This is a genomic window from Faecalitalea cylindroides ATCC 27803 (assembly GCF_000469305.1).
Classification (GTDB): domain Bacteria; phylum Bacillota_I; class Bacilli_A; order Erysipelotrichales; family Erysipelotrichaceae; genus Faecalitalea; species Faecalitalea cylindroides.
The window spans coordinates 1-2518 of record NZ_KI270963.1 but is presented as its reverse complement, the minus strand read 5'-3'; the positions used below and the strand labels follow the sequence as shown (position 1 = coordinate 2518).

The following is a 2518-nucleotide window of genomic DNA, read 5'->3' as shown; positions in this document are numbered from 1 at the left end:
TACATAATTCGAAGTTAAAAAGCCTGCTTGGCTAGACGAAGCGCTTTACGATATCCTTCTGGCTGAGGCATTCCAAAGTGCTGCTTTAAATTTTCTTCAACTGTTTTTCCTTTGGATTGTGCAAGGATCGTTACCGGCATTCCATGAAATAATCCTAAGCCGCATAACATGGCTGGATCGTCCAAGCTTTTACGATCTCCATGTAATTCAATAAATTCATCAAACAATAAATCGATATAATCCTGGGCTTTAGGTCGATCAGGTCTTCTAGCAAGTTCAACATGATCCCAAGGTGTCAGAACGGTTTCTTTTTGAATTGTTTCAATTTGTCTTTGATAGTCATTCCACATATCCAGATCTTTTTCATCGATCTGCATCTGTTGAATCTTTATTTCATTTATTTTCTGCTGTGCTTCTTTAAGATTCATGATATGCTCCTTTTACAATGGAATGACAAGAGTCTTCCAAGCTCTTCTTTCATCTTTTCACGAGGTACGATTCGATCGATAAAACCTTTCTCTAAAACAAATTCAGCGGTTTGGAAATTGTCTGGCAATTTCTCATGAATCGTATCTTCAATCACTCTTTTACCCGCAAAACCAACCAAAGCATAAGGTTCACTCAAAATGATATCTCCTAACATCGCAAAACTGGCGCTGACACCTCCCGTTGTTGGATGTGTCAAAACAATGATCGATAACAATCCTGCATCACTATGCTTTTTCATTGCGGCGGAAGTTTTTGCCATTTGCACCAAAGATAAGATACCTTCCTGCATTCTGGCACCTCCACTTGTACAACATAAAATCAAAGGTTGTTTTTTCTTCGTGGCCAGCTCTATAGCTCTAGTAATCTTTTCTCCTACAGCCGCTGACATGCTTCCCATGAAAAAATTAGAATCCATTACACCGATCACGCATGGAAGGCCTTTGATCTTTCCCGTTCCTGTAATCACGGCTTCTTTCATGCCCGTTTGTTTTTGAAGTCTTTCCAATTTATCTTTATATCCAGGAAAATCATCTGGATCAACACTGATCATCTTGGCATCTGTTTCTTTAAATGTTCCTTCATCGATCAATTGACGAATTCTTTCTCTGGCAGAAATTTTAAATGGATGATGACATTTAGGACACACATAATGATTGGATACTAGATCCATCATGGCCACTGAGGTATGACAATGTGAACAACTCATGAATACATGATCTGGAATCTCTTTAGCCTTAGGGATAGGTTTTTTTCGCCATTTACGAAAAACATCCAGGCGATTCTTTCTCTCTTTAAATAAATTGTCCATTTTCTTTTAACCTCTTCAACAATATTGGAGCATAGCCAATATCATGACTTCCTTCTATAAACTCTTTTTGATACAGCGTTAAATAGTTAAATTCAATATTGGTCTTTACCCCGGAAACAATTGTTTCTTCCAAACTGGCACGCATTTTTTTAATGCATTCCAAACGATTTCCAGCTGAAACGATCAATTTCATGATCATCGAATCATAGTATGGGGAAATAATAGAACCATTATATACAGCTGTATCCACACGAACTCCATGTCCTCCTGGCACATGCATAAATGTAACTGGCCCTGGACTTGGCGCAAAATCATGTGCAACATCTTCGGCATTGATGCGACATTCCATCGCATGTCCATGACACTGAATATCTTCCTGCTTTAATGTAAGATGCTGGCCAGATGCTATTTTGATTTGCCATTTGATCAAATCGACACCCGTTATAGCTTCAGTAACAGGATGTTCCACCTGAATTCTTGTATTCATTTCCATAAAGTAGAAATTTCCTTGTTTATCCATCAAAAATTCCATCGTTCCGGCTGAATCATATCCAATCGATCTTGCGGCATTGACAGCCTGTGATAACAGTTTTTCTCGATTATCACGAGTCAAAGCTGTACATGGTGCTTCTTCAATGATCTTTTGGTTTTTTCTTTGGAATGAACAATCTCTTTCAAACAAATGAACCACGTGTCCATAATGATCCCCTAAGATCTGCACTTCGATATGTTTTGGATTTTCAACATATCGTTCCATATACACTTCATCATTTTCAAAACATACTTTGGCTTCCTGTCTGGCTTCGGTATAGGCATTTTCAAGATCTTCGGCCTTATAAACGATTCGCATACCTCGGCCACCACCGCCTAGACGTGCTTTGATAATAACAGGATAGCCAATTGACTCAGCCATGTTTTTAGCATCTTCAACACTCTTTAAGGCATCCTCGCATCCTTCAACAACAGGAACTCCAGCTTCTTTCATCAGTTTTCGAGCTTGTGTCTTATCACCCATCATTTGTATCAATTTAGGATTTGGGCCTACAAAAGTCATATCGCATTCCTGCACCAGACGAGCAAATTTAGCATTTTCACTTAGAAATCCATATCCTGGATGCACCGCATCGCAACCTGTTGAGCATGCCGTTTGTACGATCAAACCCATGTTTAAATAACTGTCTTTGGCAGGTGCTGGACCAATGCAGACTGCCTGATCGGCCA

General features: G+C 39.3%; 3 protein-coding genes. All 3 read right to left on the bottom strand.

The features are described from left to right. Positions 1–14 precede the first annotated feature (14 nt). The gene (locus HMPREF0367_RS01135) at positions 15–428 is read right to left on the bottom strand and encodes a Clp protease/crotonase-like domain-containing protein (protein WP_248660655.1); all 414 of its coding nucleotides are present in this window, start codon (positions 426–428) and stop codon (positions 15–17) included. After that, the gene (gene accD / locus HMPREF0367_RS01130) at positions 425–1297 is read right to left on the bottom strand and encodes an acetyl-CoA carboxylase, carboxyltransferase subunit beta (RefSeq protein ID WP_015535191.1); all 873 of its coding nucleotides are present in this window, start codon (positions 1295–1297) and stop codon (positions 425–427) included. Before accD ends, HMPREF0367_RS01135 begins: the two co-directional genes overlap by 4 nt. Beyond that, positions 1281–2518, bottom strand: a 1238-nt coding sequence (locus HMPREF0367_RS01125; protein ID WP_035400331.1) for an acetyl-CoA carboxylase biotin carboxylase subunit, incomplete at its 5' end; no start/stop codon positions are given. The genes HMPREF0367_RS01125 and accD, both read right to left, overlap by 17 nt.